General features: G+C 56.4%; 11 protein-coding genes and 1 pseudogene. All 12 read right to left on the reverse strand.

Annotated elements, in window-relative coordinates:
- Positions 1-128: 128 nt before the first annotated feature.
- The 12 genes and pseudogenes from gbpA to pilM all read right to left on the reverse strand — a co-directional run bounded on the left by gbpA (position 129) and on the right by pilM (position 16,908).
- Positions 129-1,610 carry an N-acetylglucosamine-binding protein GbpA gene (gbpA, locus tag ACZRJQ_RS11275; protein ID WP_463978437.1) on the reverse strand — a complete coding sequence of 494 codons (1,482 nt, stop codon included), beginning with the start codon at positions 1,608-1,610 and terminating at the stop codon, positions 129-131.
- A gap of 306 nt (positions 1,611-1,916) precedes the next feature.
- Positions 1,917-2,984: a uroporphyrinogen decarboxylase gene (gene hemE / locus ACZRJQ_RS11280; protein ID WP_463978438.1), complete on the reverse strand. Its 1,068-nt coding sequence runs from the start codon at positions 2,982-2,984 to the stop codon at positions 1,917-1,919.
- Between the two features lie 252 nt (positions 2,985-3,236).
- Entirely contained in the window at positions 3,237-4,655 is a 1,419-nt protein-coding gene (locus ACZRJQ_RS11285; protein WP_463978439.1) for an FAD-dependent oxidoreductase, read from the reverse strand.
- Positions 4,656-4,688: 33 nt separating this feature from the next.
- Positions 4,689-9,137 carry a glutamate synthase large subunit gene (gene gltB / locus ACZRJQ_RS11290; protein ID WP_463978440.1) on the reverse strand — a complete coding sequence of 1,483 codons (4,449 nt, stop codon included), beginning with the start codon at positions 9,135-9,137 and terminating at the stop codon, positions 4,689-4,691.
- A gap of 331 nt (positions 9,138-9,468) precedes the next feature.
- Positions 9,469-11,049 (reverse strand): AAA family ATPase, encoded by a 1,581-nt coding sequence (locus ACZRJQ_RS11295; protein WP_463978441.1) that lies wholly within the window; start codon positions 11,047-11,049, stop codon positions 9,469-9,471.
- A gap of 10 nt (positions 11,050-11,059) precedes the next feature.
- Positions 11,060-12,160 (reverse strand): 3-dehydroquinate synthase, encoded by a 1,101-nt coding sequence (aroB, locus tag ACZRJQ_RS11300; protein WP_463978442.1) that lies wholly within the window; start codon positions 12,158-12,160, stop codon positions 11,060-11,062.
- Between the two features lie 144 nt (positions 12,161-12,304).
- Positions 12,305-12,823, reverse strand: coding sequence for a shikimate kinase AroK (gene aroK, locus ACZRJQ_RS11305; protein WP_463978443.1), 519 nt, complete (start codon positions 12,821-12,823; stop codon positions 12,305-12,307).
- Positions 12,824-12,827: 4 nt separating this feature from the next.
- Positions 12,828-14,078 (reverse strand): annotated as a pseudogene (locus ACZRJQ_RS11310) (type IV pilus secretin PilQ); the annotation flags it as partial.
- Between the two features lie 139 nt (positions 14,079-14,217).
- The gene (locus tag ACZRJQ_RS11315; RefSeq protein ID WP_463978444.1) at positions 14,218-14,757 is read right to left on the reverse strand and encodes a pilus assembly protein PilP; all 540 of its coding nucleotides are present in this window, start codon (positions 14,755-14,757) and stop codon (positions 14,218-14,220) included.
- On the reverse strand, positions 14,754-15,371 hold the full coding sequence (locus ACZRJQ_RS11320) for a type IV pilus inner membrane component PilO (protein ID WP_463978445.1): 618 nt from the start codon (positions 15,369-15,371) through the stop codon (positions 14,754-14,756). The genes ACZRJQ_RS11315 and ACZRJQ_RS11320 overlap by 4 nt, the downstream gene beginning before the upstream one ends.
- Complete coding sequence (locus ACZRJQ_RS11325) at positions 15,371-15,937, reverse strand: PilN domain-containing protein (protein WP_463978446.1); 567 nt, start codon at positions 15,935-15,937, stop codon at positions 15,371-15,373. The genes ACZRJQ_RS11320 and ACZRJQ_RS11325 overlap by 1 nt, the downstream gene beginning before the upstream one ends.
- Positions 15,937-16,908 carry a type IV pilus assembly protein PilM gene (gene pilM / locus ACZRJQ_RS11330; RefSeq protein ID WP_463978447.1) on the reverse strand — a complete coding sequence of 324 codons (972 nt, stop codon included), beginning with the start codon at positions 16,906-16,908 and terminating at the stop codon, positions 15,937-15,939. The genes ACZRJQ_RS11325 and pilM overlap by 1 nt, the downstream gene beginning before the upstream one ends.
- Positions 16,909-16,997 lie beyond the last annotated feature (89 nt).

The raw sequence follows: 16,997 nt of genomic DNA on the forward strand, positions 1-16,997 counted from the left end.
GCTTGTTCGTAGGTTCTGTACGAAATGTATCTATGCTCGGTTATGCAGCATCGATAACATTTCGTACAGAACCCGTCTTTCTTTAAGGCCGGATCATTTAAGAGTGATCCGGCCTTAATCAGAACTTGTTACTTTTCAGTCCATGCCATCGTCCAGTGCGAACCCACACCTGGCTCAAACTGAGCGGCATTTGGGGAGTACTGAGCGCAGTAACCCGAGTTCGGGAAGGGCTGGCATTCGTAGACTTTTCCGGTTTTTGGCTGCAAGACCAACGTGCCAGCTTTGTAAGCCGCAAACCCTTCCGGGAATACTGCGTCGTACTCCTGAGCACCGCCCTCACCGACCAAGGTCAGAGGCTTCAGGGCCTGGAAGTTTTCGCGACCGTCTTCGCTGCTAGCAATCAGCTTTAGAGAGTGAGCACCCGGCGCACTGATGACATCAACACGAACAGGGGCCGTTGTGGCATTCAAGGCTTGCTTGGTGAAACCCACTTGCTTGTTGGCTGCATCGTAAACCGTCGCCTCTACCGTGATGTTTTTGTTGGTCATCAAGGTAAATGCAACGCTGCCGCGGCCCTTTTCCAGGATGTACTCTGGCGCAACATCATGGACATGCAGGTAAGCCGCCGGGTCTGGAACCAAGGTTGTCAGCATCTGGTAGCTGGTGACGCCGCTTTCAGGCTTGGCGAAAAAGGTGTTGGCGCCCTTGATCGGCTCAATGCTGGCGTCTTCATTGCGAACGCCTGCACGTACCGGTTTGTTCGCCGCATTGACCGCTTGGGCCAGTTTAAACGACCAGTTTTCAGGCTGGCCCTCTTCTACCGAATCGATACCAATGCTGAAACTGTATTCAGCGCTCTCGGAACTGCCAGTAAAAGCACGCGCCTTGACCGAGTCACCGGGCAGTAGTGCTTGGGTCGGTGCGATGACCCCTACGTTTTTCCAATCGTCCGGGTCTGGCGCAGGCCCAGCGTCTGCACTGATGTTAACGTCAACGACGTCATAGAAAGCCGCCGCCGTGTCGTCGACAGTCCACGCCCCCAAAATGACGTGTTGGCCACTGCGGTCGGCCGGAAGAGTACACGCATGTTTTTGCGCCGCAGGGCCGTTACCGCCTGCAGCACCGTCAATCGGAACACCACCTGCACCGTCTACCTGACAGAAAGGCGTGAGCTCGAAGCTATCGCGGGTCAGCGCCAGATTGGGGTTCCAACCAGCTTTGGTGATGAAGTATTCCCAGCGAGTGCTTTTATGAGCGGCTGTGTAGAACCAACTGAACTCTACGCTGCGGTTGCTGATTTCAGTCAGATGCCAACGGGTAGCGGCTTGAGCATCCAGGGCCGCAAACATCGCATTACCACCGCTTGGGATCTTGCCATCAGCCGGCCCAAAAGCAGGGAAACCCTTGGGAGCTTCACCGACTGTTTGCGGTTCATATTGGGCCGGGCCGCAATTGGTGTTCAGGCCTAACTTGCACGCATAAGCACGCGATGGAGGTTCGCTCATGTAGCCATGAGCCGCCGCCTGTTGCGCACCAAACATGGCAGCCAACAACGTTACCGAGGATGCACACCTCAACAAAGTGCGAGACTTTGAAAGTGCAATGTTCATATGAAACCTCACTTTTTAGAATTAGAAGCAAGCGGTTATAAAAACCACGGCTATATGTCAGAGAGCCCTTGCGTAATGACAGCCACTGCAATTACGGAAAAACCCCACAACATCCCCACTAAATAATTAGCAATAGTCAGCCAACACCGACTTTATCGGTGGGAAATACTACTTAGCTCAGATATTTTGTATGTAGGTTATTTCTCTGATTAGCAGGTATAAAATCTTTATTACTTTATTACTTTATTTGCCACCCAAACAAAAACGCCCGGCATCAGCCGGGCGTTCAAGACAAACAAATAGAACTTACTCGTGATATTGCGCCGAGAACTCGTGTACTGCGCTGATGAACGCGCCTGCGTGCTCAGGCTTAACTTCTGGCGTGATGCCGTGGCCCAAGTTGAATACGTGGCCCGAGCCCTTGCCGTAGCTGGCCAAGATACGCTTGACCTCAGTGCGAATGGCCTCTGGGTTGGCGTAAAGCACGGTTGGGTCCATGTTGCCTTGCAGCGCAACTTTGTTGCCCACACGTTGACGGGCTTCGCCCAAGTCGCAAGTCCAGTCCAGACCCAGCGCGTCAGCACCGGCATCGGCGATGCTTTCCAGCCACAGACCGCCGTTTTTGGTGAACAAAATCACCGGCACTTTGCGGCCTTCGTGTTCGCGGATCAAACCGCTGACGATTTTGCGCATGTAAGCCAGCGAAAACTCCTGATATGCCGCAGACGACAGGTTGCCGCCCCAGGTGTCGAAGATTTGCACGGCTTGAGCACCGGCCAGGATCTGACCGTTGAGGTACGAAGTGACCGACTGCGCGAGTTTATCGAGCAACAAGTGCATGGCGTGGGGGGTGTCGTACAGCATGGCTTTGGTTTTGCGGAAGTCTTTGGATGAGCCGCCCTCCACCATGTAGGTGGCCAAGGTCCACGGGCTGCCCGAGAAACCGATCAGCGGGACGCGGCCATTGAGCTCACGACGAATGGTGCTGACCGCGTTCATGACGTAGCCCAGGTCTTTTTGTGGGTCCGGGATAGGCAGGGCTTCGATGTCAGCCAGCGTGCTCACGACCTTTTTGAAGCGCGGGCCTTCGCCGGTTTCAAAGTACAGGCCTTGGCCCATCGCATCAGGAATGGTCAGGATGTCAGAGAACAGAATTGCGGCATCCAGCTGTGGGAAGCGGTCCAGAGGCTGCATGGTGACTTCGCACGCGAACTCGGCGTTCTTGCACAAGCTCATGAAATCGCCGGCCTTGGCGCGGCTGGCACGGTACTCCGGCAGGTAGCGACCGGCTTGGCGCATCATCCAAACAGGCGTTACGTCTACGGGTTGCTTGAGCAGAGCGCGAAGGAAACGGTCATTCTTCAGAACAGTCATGTCGGCATCCGGAAAAAAAGTGTGGGCATTTTCTCAGAGACGGACGCAAAAGGCACGGCAAGAGCCGTGCCTTTTATCTATCGGGTCGATTTACCTCGGTGTAACACGGTGTTTAGCAACACCGTGAAACAACAACTCCCCGTAGTCACTGTCGCCAGACGGCGACAAGGGCCAAAACCTTCGCTTTTCAAAGGCAAAGTACCACCCCTTCGGGCTCGATCGCAGCCTTAGGCAGCGACTACACGGGCGCAGTCAGACGCCCAGGTAATCCATGATCCCTTCTGCCGCAGTGCGGCCTTCAAAGATCGCGGTAACTACCAGATCGGAACCGCGCACCATGTCGCCACCGGCAAAAATTTTCGGGTGGCTGGTCTGGTGCTTGAACTTCGATTGTTCAGGCGCAATCACACGGCCTTGGCTGTCAGTCTGGATCTCGAACTGTTCAAACCAGGTTGCCGGGCTTGGGCGGAAACCAAACGCGATAATCACGGCGTCTGCCGGGATGATCTGTTCCGAACCCGGGATCGGCTCCGGGCTACGACGACCACGGGCATCAGGCTCACCGAGACGGGTCTCGACCACCTTCACACCTTCGACCCGACCTTCACCCACAATGGCAATCGGCTGGCGGTTATAGAGGAATTTCACACCCTCTTCCTTGGCGTTTTTAACCTCTTTGCGCGAGCCGGGCATGTTGGCTTCGTCGCGGCGATAAGCACAAGTCACCGATTTGGCGCCCTGACGAATCGAGGTTCGGTTGCAATCCATAGCCGTATCGCCGCCGCCCAGCACCACAATTTTTTTGCCTTTCATGTCGACGAAATCTTCCGGCGACTTTTCAAAACCCAAATTGCGATTGACGTTAGCGATCAAGAAATCCAGCGCGTCGTGCACGCCCGGCAGGTCTTCACCAGCAAAGCCACCTTTCATGTAGGTGTAAGTGCCCATGCCCATAAAGACGGCGTCGTACTCTTCCAGCAGCTGTTCCATGCTGATGTCTTTGCCGATTTCGGTATTGAGGCGGAACTCGATCCCCATACCGGTGAAGACTTCGCGACGATGGCTTAGCACGGTTTTTTCGAGTTTGAACTCCGGGATACCGAAGGTCAGCAGACCACCGATTTCCGGGTTCTTGTCGAATACCACAGGCGTCACGCCGCCACGCACCAGCACGTCGGCACACCCCAGGCCCGCAGGCCCGGCGCCGATGATTGCCACACGCTTGCCGGTCGGTACGACTTTCGACATGTCCGGGCGCCAGCCCATAGCGAACGCCGTGTCGGTGATGTACTTCTCGACCGAACCGATGGTGACCGCGCCAAAACCATCGTTCAGGGTGCAAGCACCCTCGCACAGACGGTCTTGCGGGCACACCCGGCCACAGACTTCGGGCAGGGTGTTGGTTTGGTGCGACAACTCGGCGGCAGCGAGGATGTTGCCCTCGGCCACCAGCTTGAGCCAGTTGGGAATGAAGTTATGCACAGGGCATTTCCATTCACAGTACGGGTTACCGCAGCCCAAACAGCGATGGGCCTGCTCGGCCGATTGCTGGGGTTTGAAGGGCTCGTAGATTTCCACGAACTCTTTTTTGCGTTGACGTAACAGTTTCTTCTTCGGATCTTTGCGCCCGACATCGATGAACTGGAAGTCGTTACTCAGACGTTCAGCCATTGTTAAAACCTCATCAAACTCTTCAGGCGCATATCACTGCGGGTTGGCACGGATGCTGGAAAGCAACGACTTCAAGCTGGCAGCCTTGGGCTTGACCATCCAGAAACGACGCAGGTAATCATCGAGGTTTTCCGAGAGGTTACGACCCCACTCGCTGTTGGTTTCCTCAACGTATTCGTCCAGCACGTGTTGCAGATGGTTGCGATACGCCTCCATCGCTTCGCCGCTGATACGTTGGATTTCCACCAGCTCGTGGTTAACCCGATCGACGAAGGTGTTGTCCTGATCCAGCACGTAGGCAAAACCGCCTGTCATGCCCGAGCCGAAGTTGTAACCGGTTTTGCCCAATACGCAGACAAAACCACCTGTCATGTATTCGCAGCAATGGTCGCCGGTGCCTTCAACCACGGTGTGAGCACCGGAGTTACGCACAGCAAAACGCTCGCCTGCCGTGCCTGCGGCAAACAGCTTGCCGCCCGTGGCCCCGTACAAACAGGTGTTGCCGATAATGGCGCTGTCCTGAGTTTTGTAGACGCTGCCCGCAGGCGGAACGATCACCAACTTACCGCCGGTCATGCCTTTGCCCACGTAGTCGTTGGCATCGCCTTGCAGATACATGTTCAAACCACCGGCGTTCCACACACCAAAGCTCTGACCCGCAGTGCCTTTGAAGCGGAAGGTGATTGGCGCTTTAGCCATGCCTTGGTTGCCATGAGCCCGAGCGATTTCACCGGAGATACGCGCACCAATGGAGCGGTCGCAGTTACAAATATCCAGCTCGAACTCAGCACCGCTCAGGTCGTTGATCGCCGAACGCGCCATGTCGAGCATCTTTTCGGCCAGCAGGCCTTGGTCAAACGGCGGGTTGCGATCCACTTGGCAGAACTGAGGCTTGTCAGCCGGGATATGGTCGCTGCCCAGCAACGGCGTCAGGTCGAGGTGATGCTGCTTGGCCGTTTCACCCTGAAGGATGTCCAGCAGATCCGTACGCCCGATCAGCTCTTCAAGGGTGCGCACGCCCAGCTTGGCCAGCCATTCGCGGGTTTCTTCGGCCACGTAGGTGAAGAAGTTGACCACCATATCAACGGTGCCGATGTAGTGGTTTTTACGCAGCGATTCGTTTTGCGTTGCAACACCGGTGGCGCAGTTGTTGAGGTGGCAAATACGCAGGTATTTGCAGCCCAGCGCGATCATTGGCGCCGTGCCGAAGCCAAAGCTTTCGGCGCCTAAAATGGCTGCCTTGATCACGTCGAGCCCGGTTTTCAAACCGCCGTCGGTTTGTACCCGTACTTTGCCGCGCAGGTCATTGCCGCGCAGGGTCTGGTGGGTTTCAGCCAAGCCCAGTTCCCACGGTGCGCCCGCGTACTTGATGGAGGTCAGTGGTGACGCGCCTGTACCGCCGTCATAGCCAGAAATGGTGATCAGGTCGGCATAAGCCTTGGCCACGCCTGCGGCAATAGTGCCCACACCCGCTTCTGCCACCAGTTTTACCGAGACCAGCGCTTTTGGGTTGACCTGCTTGAGGTCAAAAATCAGCTGCGACAGGTCTTCGATGGAGTAGATGTCGTGGTGCGGTGGTGGCGAAATCAGGGTCACGCCCGGTACGGCATAACGCAGTTTGGCGATCAGGCCGTTGACCTTGCCGCCCGGCAGTTGCCCGCCCTCACCCGGCTTGGCGCCCTGGGCGACCTTAATTTGCAGCACTTCGGCGTTAACCAAGTATTCCGGTGTTACCCCGAAACGACCCGTGGCCACTTGCTTGATTTTCGAGCTTTTGATGGTGCCGTAACGCGCTGGGTCTTCGCCGCCTTCGCCGGAGTTGGAGCGTGCGCCCAAACGATTCATGGCTTCAGCCAGAGCTTCATGCGCCTCAGGCGACAATGCGCCCAGCGAGATACCTGCCGAGTCAAAACGTTTGAGGATCGATTCCAGCGGTTCGATTTCGTCGATGGCCAACGGCGTGTCGAGCGTTTTGACCTGCAACAGGTCACGAATCATCGACACCGGACGCTTGTCCACCAGCGAGGTGTATTCCTTGAACTTGCTGTAGTCACCTTGCTGCACAGCGGCTTGCAAGGTGGCAACCACGTCCGGGTTGTAAGCGTGGTACTCGCCCCCGTGAACGTACTTGAGCAGGCCACCTTGTTGAATCGGCTTACGCGCGCTCCAAGCTTCGGCAGCCAGCAATTTTTGCTCGGCTTCCAGGTCAACAAAGCGCGCGCCCTTGAGGCGGCTTGGCACGCCACGGAAGCTCAGGTCGCAGATTTCTTCTGACAGGCCAATGGCCTCGAACAACTGCGCACCACGGTACGAAGTAATGGTCGAGATGCCCATTTTGGAGATGATCTTGAGCAGGCCCTTGGTGATGCCTTTACGGTAGTTCTTGAACACCTCGTAGAGGTCGCCCAGTACTTCACCTGTTCGGATCAAGTCACCCAGCACTTCGTAAGCCAAGAACGGATAAACCGCCGAAGCACCGAAGCCGATCAGCACCGCAAAGTGATGCGGGTCACGAGCGGTCGCGGTTTCAACCAAGATGTTGCTGTCGCAGCGCAGGCCTTTTTCGGTCAGGCGGTGGTGAACCGCGCCAACAGCGAGCGAGGCGTGAACCGGCAATTTACCCGGTGCGATATGACGGTCGCTCAAGACAATTTGGGTACGCCCAGCACGTACGGCTTCTTCAGCCTGATCGGCGATGTTGCGCACGGCGGCTTCAAGACCGACGCTTTGGTCATAGTTGAGGTCGATGATCTGACGCTCGAAACCCGGCAAGTCGAGGTTCATCAACGAACGCCATTTGGCAGGCGAGATCACTGGCGAGCTGAGAATCACACGCGATGCGTGCTCTGGTGATTCCTGGAAGATGTTGCGCTCAGCACCGAGGCAGATCTCTAACGACATGACGATAGCTTCACGCAGCGGGTCGATCGGCGGGTTGGTCACCTGCGCGAACTGCTGACGGAAGTAGTCGTAAGGCGTGCGCACACGCTGAGACAGCACGGCCATTGGCGTGTCATCGCCCATCGAACCCACGGCTTCGTAGCCTTGTTCGCCCAATGGGCGCAGCACTTGGTCGCGCTCTTCAAACGTGACCTGATACATCTTCATGTATTGCTTGAGCTGATCAACGTCGTAAAAAGCCGAGCCGTGGTCATGGTCGTCGATGGTGGCTTGAATGCGCAGGGCATTTTTGCGCAACCACTGTTTGTAGGGGTGGCGCGACTTCAAGCGGTTGTCGATGGAGTCGGTGTCCAGCACCTGACCGGTTTCGGTGTCCACGGCCAAGATCTGACCCGGGCCAACACGACCTTTGGCAATCACGTCTTCAGGTTTGTAGTCCCACACGCCGATTTCGGAGGCGATGGTGATGTAACCGTTGGTGGTGGTCACCCAGCGTGCTGGGCGCAGGCCGTTACGGTCGAGCAGGCAAACAGCGTAACGACCGTCGGTCATCACCACGCCTGCCGGGCCGTCCCACGGTTCCATGTGCATGGAGTTGTACTCATAGAACGCCCGCAGGTCGGGGTCCATGGTTTCAACGTTTTGCCACGCAGGTGGAATCAACATGCGCACGCCACGGAACAGGTCAATGCCGCCAGTGACCATCAACTCAAGCATGTTGTCCATGCTGGAGGAGTCAGAACCTACGCGGTTAACCAGCGGGCCGAGCTCATCGAGGTCGCCGATCAGATCGTTGGCAAACTTGGTGCGACGGGCCAATGCCCAGTTGCGGTTGCCGGTGATGGTGTTGATCTCGCCGTTGTGGGCGAGGAAGCGGAATGGCTGAGCCAGCGGCCATTTCGGCAACGTGTTGGTGGAGAAGCGCTGGTGGAACACGCAGATCGCGGTTTGCAGGCGCTCATCGCTCAGGTCTGGATAAAAGGCGGTAAGGTCCGCCGGCATCATCAGGCCTTTGTAAATGATGGTCTTGTGAGAAAAGCTGCAAATGTAGTGATCGGTGTCCGCTGCGTTGCTGACCGAAGAGCGGCGGCGAGCGCTGAACAGCTTGATCGCCATGTCTTGATCGTTCAGCCCATCGCCTGCAATGAACACCTGTTCAATTTGCGGCAGACGCTCTAACGCAAGACGGCCCAGCACGCTGGTGTCGATCGGCACTTTGCGCCAGCCCACCAATTGCAGGCCCGCCGCGAGAATTTCGCGATCCATGTTGGCGCGGGCCGCTTGGGCTTTGATCGGGTCTTGGTTGAAAAAAACCATGCCGACCGCGTATTGCTTGGGCAAATCACAACCGAACTGTTCTTTGGCAACTGCACGCAAGAACAGATCAGGCTTTTGAATCAGCAGGCCACAACCGTCACCGGTTTTGCCGTCTGCGTTGATCCCACCGCGGTGGGTCATGCAGGTCAGTGCCTCAATAGCTGTTTGTAAAAGGGTATGACTAGGCTCGCCCTGCATATGGGCAATCAGGCCGAAACCACAGTTATCCTTAAATTCATCGGGGTGGTACAGACCTGCTTTCATAGACACTTTCTCACCAGGCTGCCCCAAAAAGGGGCAAATTACTTTTAATTCAACCACTTGCTCCTGCGCTGAACGTACGCCAGCTTGGCAGGGGCAAAAAGGGTGGTCATTTTACACACCGCCAGAAAAGCCCACAAATTGTGCGGCGATTAACCGTAAATTCATGTCGCATTTGTGAAAGGTTTAAAGCGATTGTCTGTGCTAGTCAAAACATTTTGATGTTGACTGCCACACGGCGCAGACACCACAAGGCACACGGCTTAAAAAGCCGCATGCGCAAGCTGGAATGTTGATGGACTAGAACGGCGACCTGGGTAAGGTCGCCGGATCATCAGCGAGCTGCTGCCAGTTCTTGTTGAACGCTGGCGACAGTGCGAGGCCAAGGTTTACCAGCCTGAGTCTTCGCTGGCAAGTTCTTGATAGCTGCAGTTGCTGCAGCATGGCTTGGGAAGTTGCCGTAGGTGACAACGTAAAGCGGCTTGCCGTTAAGCATTTTCTTGAAGTAGCGAGCATCGCCACCCAGTTCTTTGGCGACATTTTGCGCAGATGCTTCAGAGCTGGTGCCAACGATCTGAACCACATAGTTGCTGGCTGGCTGGCTGGCGTACCAACTGCCACCCGGTGCTGCTTTAGCCAAGGTGACCGGCTTTTCAGCAGGTTTGACCACAGGCTTTGGAGCAGGCACTGGCGCTGGCTTGGCAACAGGCACCGGGGTTGGCGCAGGCTTGGCTGCTGCTACTGGCGCAGGTGCTGGAGTCGGAGTGGGCACAGGCTCTGGGCCGGCTGGCACGCCGACAGGTGGCGCGGTGGTGGTGACGGTCGGTGGCTGAGAAGCGCCACCGTCAACAGCAGGCACGCCGCCATCATCGCCTTCAGTCATGCCACCCGCAGCTTCTGCCAGCGGGCCACGCATCACAGGCTGCGATTGGCCAACCAGCGGCAATGGCATCGGTTGCGAAGAACCGGCGAAATCAATCGACGGGTTAGCAGCGCCATTGGGCGCAGCCTGACCCAAAGGCAATTGAGCCTGCTCAGCGCCTGGCGCGGTTGGGGTTTTGCTGCGACCGGGTATCAAAATAGCAGCGGCGACTGCCACCACTACCACTGCACCAATGGCCAATACGTGTTTCTTCGGCATCTTGAACCCCATACTTGGACGCTTAACCGCAGAGCGGCTGGCGATCATGGCTTCGATCATGGCATCGCGGGCGACCTGATTGATGTTGCCAGGCCAGCCCTCGGAGCTCTCGTGAATATCTGAGATCTGTTGTGCGCTAAAGAGTTCGATTCCGGCGCCTGCACCTTCGAGGCGCTGAGCCAGATATTCGCGAGTTTCTTCTTCGCTGTAAGGCTGAAGCTCAATGACATGAAAGCGCTCTTCGTCCGCGCTCAACTGCTCAAGCCCGGCGATCATCGACGGCTCACCGAACAGGAACACATGCGGGCGGCCTTCAGGCGTGCCCGCTGCCAGCGCCAACAAGGCTTCTAGCGCGGAGTCGTCAAGCTGCTCGGCATCATCAACCAGCAAGTACACTTCTTGCCCGGTCAGCGCCAACTGCACCACTTGAGCCAAAATCGAGCCCACGTCGGCATGGGCGACATTCAGGGTTTGCGCCACTTGGCTCAAGACACCTGCGGCATCACCCGCGCCACGCGCCGACACCACCACACTCTGCACCGATTGTTTGTTGGTGCTGGCAACCAGCGCTTGGCGCAGCAAGGTTTTACCGCTGCCCTCAGGCCCCGTCACAACTAACAGTAACTGGCTGTAGCGCGCGAGGTGGTGCAGTTGGCCTAACACCGGTTTGCGCTGGGCAGGAAAAAACTTGAACCCTGGCACCCGTGGCGCAAAGGGGTCGTGGTTCAGTTGAAAATGGCCGAGAAATGCCTCGTCGGCATGCAAACTAGTCATCGGGATCTTATTAACCTTTGAGCTGAGCCAGCGCACGGTAATCCGCGCCCAGCGTGGCCTGTAGAACCTCTTGTGGATAATCGTCGGTCACTGTGGCTTCGCCCATGCGGCGCAAGAGCACCAAGCGCAAACGACCGTCGATCACTTTTTTATCAATTGCCATGTGTTCCATAAAATCAGCGGGCGTCATCTGCACCGGCGGCACCACGGGCAAGCCTGCACGCTGGAACAAACGGATACCACGATCACGCTCTGCCTCGCTGATCCAGCCCAAACGAGCCGACATTTCTAGCGCCATCACAGTGCCCGCAGCCACGGCCTCACCATGCAACCACACGCCGTAGCCCATATGGGTTTCGATGGCATGGCCAAAGGTATGGCCCAAGTTGAGCGTCGCGCGCACGCCTGATTCACGTTCATCAGCGCCAACCACTTCTGCCTTGGCAGCGCAGGAACGCTCAATGGCGGTGGTCAGCGCCGCTTGGTCTAGCCCGCGCAACGCGTCGATGTTTTCTTCAAGCCAGGTCAAAAATGGTTCGTCGCAGATCAGGCCGTACTTGATGACCTCGGCCAAACCAGCCGACAACTCACGAGCCGGCAGGGTGTTCAGCGTCTGCGTATCGATCAGCACCAGATTAGGCTGATAGAAGGCGCCGACCATGTTCTTGCCCAGCGGATGGTTAATACCGGTTTTGCCGCCAACCGAAGAATCAACCTGAGACAACAAGGTGGTGGGCACCTGAATAAAATCGACGCCACGCTGATAGCAAGCCGCAGCAAAGCCCGCCATATCGCCAATCACGCCACCGCCCAAAGCAATCACGGTGGTGCGACGGTCGTGGCGCGCAGTGAGCAGGCCATTAAAAATAAGTTGCAGGGTTTCCCAATTTTTGAACGATTCGCCATCGGGCAAGATGATCGGCAAGACTGAAAATTGCGCGAGGCTACGGGTCAAACGCTCAAGATAAAGAGGCGCGACCGTTTCATTGGTCACAATCGCCACTTGGCGACCGGCGATATGCGGGGCCAGCAGTTGCGGCTGATCCAACAAACCTTCGCCAATATGAATTGGGTAGCTACGCTCGCCTAGATCAACCTTCAGTGTCTGCATGAATCCCCACATTGAAAAAGGACGCTGGCGTCCTGTATCGCAATTATCAAGTATTGGCCGCGACTGCTGACGCGGCCCAACCGCTTGGTCATACCGTGTAACAGGCATGACCGGCGCCGAGGATAGCGCATTTCGCGCCGCGCTTTAACGGGGGGGGAGTTGTGCCAGACGTTCCAGAATGTCCAAAACGACCATTCTGGGTGGCCGCTCATCGGTTTCAACCACCACATCGGCAATTTCGCGATAAAGCGGATCACGAATGGCCAGCAAGTCGCGCAGGGTTTTTTCGGGATTGGCGGTGCGCAGCAAAGGCCGATTACGATCACGCGAGGTACGCCCCACCTGCTGTTCGACCGAAGCATGCAAATACACCACTCGCCCGCCTTCGCGCAGCGCTTTGCGGTTTTCTGGACGCATAACCGCGCCGCCGCCAGTGGCTAACACGACGCCATCGGCCTCGCACAGCTCAGCAATCATTGCCTGTTCACGTTCGCGAAAACCCGGCTCGCCTTCTTTATCGAAGATCCACGGGATATTAGCGCCGGTGCGTAGTTCAATTTCCTTGTCGGAATCTTTGAACGGCAGGCGCAGCTCTTTGGCCAGCAAACGTCCGATGGTGCTTTTACCAGCCCCCATCGGCCCAACAAGAATCAAATTTCGCACAGAATCAATGACTCACAGCAATCGCCTGGTCGTTCATGATACGCGGAGTCAGGAACACCAGCAGCTCGGATTTTTTGTCCAAGACAACGTCTCGACGGAAAAGTCGGCCAACATACGGCAGATCGCCCAAAAATGGCACTTTATCTACCACTTTGCTTTGAGTATTTGAGAACACGCCTCCAATTACGATGGTTTCGCCGTCCTTGACCAGAACTTTGGCTTTGACTTCGTTTTTCTTGATGGGCGGTACATCGTTGACCATGTTCATGTAGTCCGGCTCATCTTTGGTCACGGTCACCGCCATGATGATGCTGTTGTCAGGGGTTATCTGTGGGGTGACTTCCAGTGACAACGACGCCTCTTTGAACGACACCGACGTTGCACCGCTGGAGCTGGCTTCTTGATACGGGATTTCAGTGCCCTTGAGGATCTTGGCGGTTTCTTTGTCTGCGGTGACGACCTTGGGTTGAGAAATGATTTCGCCGTTGCCGGTTTTTTCCATCGCGCTCAGTTCAAGGTCTAGCAATGCGTTATTACCAATGAAAGCGATGCCTAGCCCCGACGCGTTACCCGCTGCGCCCAAATCGACAAAGGTGCCGCCCACATCGACAGGCTCGCCCTCAACCTCGGATGAAACTGGTTTTCTGATCCCGCCCGCGCTCCACTGCCCGCCCTTGCGCAAAGAGCCGCCCCACCGCACGCCCAAGCTCTTTTCAAAGTCCACGCCCGCCTCAACAATGCGAGCTTCAATCATCACCTGACGCAGAGGCACGTCCAGCTGAGCCACAATCCGTCGCAGCTCATCAAGGCGCTCTGACGACTGAAAAGCAATGATGTTATTGGTGCGCTCATCCACCGCGATAGAACCGCGCTCATCACCTTCAAACTGCCCACTGGTCAATGATTCAAACAGCTTGGCGATATCCGTTGCTTTCGCGTAATTGACCTGCAACACCTCACGCCGCAAGGGCACAAGCTCGGCCAACAGGCTTCTTGATTCAAGCGCTTGGCGCTCACGAGCGGCGATCTCTTCAATGGGCGCAATCAACAGCACATTACCCTGCAAGCGTTTATCCAACCCCTTACTTTTAAGCACCAGATCCAACGCCTGATCCCACGGAACATCCTGCAAATTGAGCGTGATATTGCCGTCAACAGCGTCACTGACAACCAGATTGAGTTGAGTGAAATCAGCCAATAACTGAAGCACCGTGCGCACTTCAATGTCTTGGAAACTCAATGACAGCTTGTCGCTGACAGGGGCCGAATTCTGCGCTTCAGGCAGCAACGGCATTGCGCTGGCGGGCACATTGGCCAACAGCAGTGGCGAATTCAGCGCACTCCATAGCGCCAGTCCGAAAACCGGGAAAATCCTTTTCATGGTGGTAGTTCCGTTAAGACTGCTGTTTCAAAGGGATGGTCAAAGACCTCTGCAACCAGCCTCCCCGACCATCAGATATCACTTCAAACACTTCAACGTGAGTTGTTGCGACCAAGGCGATCTGGCCGTTGTTGCGTCCCAGCGCGTCGCCTGTTTTCAACCGGTGTACTCGCCCACCGGCCCGCAATAACGCGTTTTGCTCCGCGCCCTTGGACAGCGTGCCGACCATCTCGAACTGCTCCAGATCAACCGCTTCGAGATGCGTTCTAACGCGCAATTCATCAGGGCCTTCAGTCAACGAACTGACCTGCCAACGACCGCTTTCAAACTCGGGCAATGCCTGAAAAGGGCTGCGTAAAGCCATCGCGTCATAGATAAACGCAGGTGCTGACAAAACCTGGGGCAGCGGCTCAAACACACGGCCTGGCCGCGCATGCACTGCCTCTAAATAACCCTGCAGTTCGGCTGTATCTGACCCGTTGTCGCAGCCGGCTAAAACGGCTGACAACCCGACAACCAAGCTCCCAACACTTACCTTCAGAGAATCGGTCATGGCAGCAGCCCTTGATCGTGGGAACGGTAGGTCTTTGCCAACAAGTTCATGCGCAACTCGCCGCCCTGAGGCCCAAGCGGCTGAAGTGCAAAGTCGTGCAGCGTGATAATCCGCGGCAACCGGGCAATGTCACTGACAAAGAGGCCCAGCTCATGAAAACCGCCGATCAAGGTGAGTCGCAGTGGAAGTTCGGCATGAAATGGCTGCGGGACTTCGGGCAACCATTGGATTTTTTCGATTTTCAGCCCCGCCATCCGCCCCAAACGAGAAACGTCTTCCAGCAAACCTGGCACTTGCGCTTGAGTGGGCAGTTGCTCGCGCAACGTATCAAGGGACGCCTCCAGTTGTTGCATCTGACTCATGGAAGCCTCCAGCCCTGCCACCTGAGCCGCCTTGGCTTCGAACTCAACCTTGAGAGTGGTTTGCGCATGCCGTTGCTGCTCAAGCCGCGACAGTGGCGACTGCAAAAGCGCCCCATACCCCAACGCCACAACCAGTACAGCCAACGCCCCTGCCACTAGCGTTTTTCGACCTGCCGACCACGTACCGCAATCACCAAAATCCAATTCGCGCAGATCGACGCCACGCAGACGCTCCAACCATTGAACGACCATCACAACGACCTCGCGTCATGCACATGCAAGGTTTGGCGAACCGTCATTTGAAAGTGCCTAGGGTGATTGCCAGCCGACTCAGGTTCTGCCTTGAGTTCAAGCAGCGCCGGGGCTTCTAGCCAATGTGAGGCGTCTAAATTACGCATCAGCTCTGAGACGAGACTGTTGGATTGAGCAACGCCCGAAATGGCGATAGTGCGATCGGTCATTTTGACGTCAGTGAAGTACACCCCATCCGGCAGGCTGCGCACTAATTGATCAAAAATCAGCCCCGTACCCGAACGATTACCTTGAAGCGTTTCGATGGTTTGCATGCGCTCAACCAATTGCTCGCGCCGCTCCTTCAACTCGGAAATTTGCAGGGTTCGGGTATCCAATTGGGCGATACCACTGCGAATCAGGCTGTTGCGCGCTACCTGGCGCTCAACCGCCCGATCGATGTAATGATCCGCGACAAACAACCCCACAACGGCCACAGTCGCTACGCCCGCGATAGCCAGCAAAAAGCGCTTACGCCGCTGCTCGCGCAACCAGGTGCGCCAAGGCAGCAAATTGATTCGCGCCATTAATCAAACCCTCTCAAGGCCAGGCCACAGGCTGTCAACAACAGCGGAGCATCGCAGAGCAGAGCGTCTAGCGCGAGCTTCGGGTTAAGAATCATTCCTGCAAACGGGTCACCCATGTGAGTGGGTACGCCAAGCGATTGCTCAATCTGGCACCTCAACTGGGGCATTGAAGGTGCTGTTGCGCACAGCACAATCGCCCCCACTTCATGGCCACCCGCGGATTGTGAAAACAATTCAAGCCCTCGCCCAAGATGTTCGACAGCACCGGCACTGAAAGCGTTTGGTTCGTGACTGGCCAGCCCAAAGAGCAGCTCACGGGCGTATATCACTTTGCCCTGCTGATGCACGCTCAACATCGTCGTGGCCGATGCAAACTCAACCACTGCCACAGGCTTGCGCGGTAACTCATGGCCGATTGAATCCATCATTCGCTCAATCGAGCGCGCCAACGCATGGGCTTGAACATCAATCACGCGCACCGCCAGCCCTGCACTTAACAAAACCGCCTGGCGCCACTCAAGTTCTTCTAAACGGCAGGCCACCAACAGCACCTCCACGCATTCTGGGTTTCGTGCGCTGTAGCCCTGGACTTCAAAATCCAGCGCGGCCTCTTCCAAGGCATAAGGCACGCACTGCTCGGCCTCAAGCCTGACCTGAAGCTCAAGCTCGTCCTCAGTCAAACCGGCTTCAATTTCGAAGGTTTTGCAAATGACGTGGGTGTCCGCTAGCGCCGTGACGACGTTGCTCGCCTGCACACCGGCCTTGCGCACTGCACTGATTAGCGCTTGCGCGACACTTTTGGGCTCGAGGCTGGTCTGATCGGGGGCACCCGTGGTTGGGATGAACTCAATGGCATACGACTCCAACTGAATACCGTTGCGCTGCTGGCTCAACTCCACAACTTTGACTGCCTGCGAACTGAGCTCAATGCCCAAAAACCGCTGCCGTTGTTTAGAAAATATTCCGGGCACTGCTGTTTTCCTAATGCAATCCGTGACTTACGGAGGGTGAAATATGAGATCCGTTCATAACCCGCTTCGACATGAGGCCCATGACCTTC

The organism is Pseudomonas sp. E315, from assembly GCF_055406205.1.